This is a genomic window from Streptomyces sp. McG3, assembly GCF_018619185.1.
GTDB lineage: Bacteria > Actinomycetota > Actinomycetes > Streptomycetales > Streptomycetaceae > Streptomyces.
In genome coordinates this window covers 1-1,561 of record NZ_JAAXYC010000559.1, presented here as the reverse complement: position 1 = coordinate 1,561, position 1,561 = coordinate 1, and the positions used below count along the sequence as shown (strand labels likewise).

1 protein-coding gene is annotated in these 1,561 nt (G+C 74.3%); it reads right to left on the bottom strand.

The genetic code is table 11. The annotated features are described in order from the left end of the window. On the bottom strand, nucleotides 1–1,346 hold a 1,346-nt coding region (locus HET64_RS38420), incomplete at its 3' end, for a sigma-70 family RNA polymerase sigma factor (RefSeq protein ID WP_215111849.1). Nucleotides 1,347–1,561 lie beyond the last annotated feature (215 nt).

Sequence of the window (1,561 nt, the reverse complement as noted above, 5' to 3'; positions counted from 1 at the left end):
GGCTTCGGGGACGGCGGGGGAGGCGGCGTGGGCACGGCGGGCGCCACGACCGGCGGCTTCGCGACCGGCTTGGGCTCCGGCTTCGGCTGGTCGTCGCCGACGAGCGCCCACACCAGACCGGCCGCGGCGGCCACCACCACGGCGGCGGCGATCCCCGCCTTGGCTGGTGCGCCGAGCCCCTCGGAGGCCGCGGCGCCCCCGGCTGCCCCACCGGCGGAACCGGACCCGGTGGCCGCCGCGGCGGCTCCCGCTCCGGCGGCCCCGGCCGCTCCGCCGACCACGACGCCCGCGGCCTTGAGCGCGTACCCGGCGGCGAACCAGCCGATGACCGCGACGGGCAGCAGCGCCGGAATCCCGGCGTTCACATGGTCCAGCTCGCCGGCGGCCACCCGGCACTTGGCGCATGCGTCGAGGTGCTTGCGCAGCCCGCGCTCGGCCCGGGTCCGCAGGCCGCCCCGGGCGTGGGCGCCGAGCCGGTCGGCGTACTGCGCGCAGTCCCCGCCGGTGGTGAGCGCCTCGCTGACATGGGCCTGGAGGTAGGCCTGCTTGAGCCCTTCGCGGGCGCGGCTCGCCAGGACGGCGGTGGCGTTGGCGGTGAGGCCGAACAGCGGGGCGATCTCGCTCGGCGACTCCTCCTCCACCGTGGTGTGCCACAGGACCGCCTGCCAGCGCTCCGGGAGACTCCGGAACGCCTGCATGGCCATCGTCTGCTCGGCCTCGTGCATCGCGAGGACGTCGGCGCCGAGGTCGAGGGTGTCGTCGGACAGCTCGGAGGAACGGGAGGCCTGGGCGGCGAACACCGCGAAGTCGTCGACCAGATGCTCACGCTTCGCGCTCTTCGTCCAGGCGGCGGCGACATGCCGGACGGCGGTCATCAGGTAGGCCCGGACCGCTTCCGTCGGCCCCTTTCCGCCCCGGACGGCCTGGAGCGTGCGGGCGAACACCTCGGCCGTCAGGTCGTCGGCGGTGTGCGCGTCCCGGCAGCAACTGCGGGCGTAGCGCAGGACGGCGCCCGAGTGCCGGCGGAACAGCTCCTCGTAGGCCTGGTCGTCGCCGGCGCGCATGTCCTGGATCAACCGGGCGTCGGACAGGCCGAGTCCGGGGGCTCCGGCGCGGCCCGCGCGCTGCTGCGGAACCGCGTGGGTACCGGCCGCGTCGGAGGCGTCCTCCTCGGCGACGGCGGGCCACGGGCCGGGCAGTACGGTGCCGCCCTCGGCCGCCTCGTCCGACGAGCCGCGTACGGCCTGGGTCGGAACCTGGCTTACGGAAAGCCCGTCCGCTTTCGTGTCCTTGCCGACCGCTGCGGTCTCGCCGAGCGGCTCTTCCTGCTGCTCGTTACCGCTCATCGCGGAAGCCCCCGTATACACCCTCGGACCCGAATACCGGCCAAGACTGCCACATGGCTCAATCGCGCTGGCCCCTCAGCGCCGCCAACCACTCATCCGGGGCGTTTTCTCGAATGCGAGTACTAGAGGCCCTGCTTTTGGGGAATGACTCTCCGCTGATTCGTTCCCCGGAACCGGCTCAGCGATCACTCCCACCGGCCCCGCGCGTCCCGCAT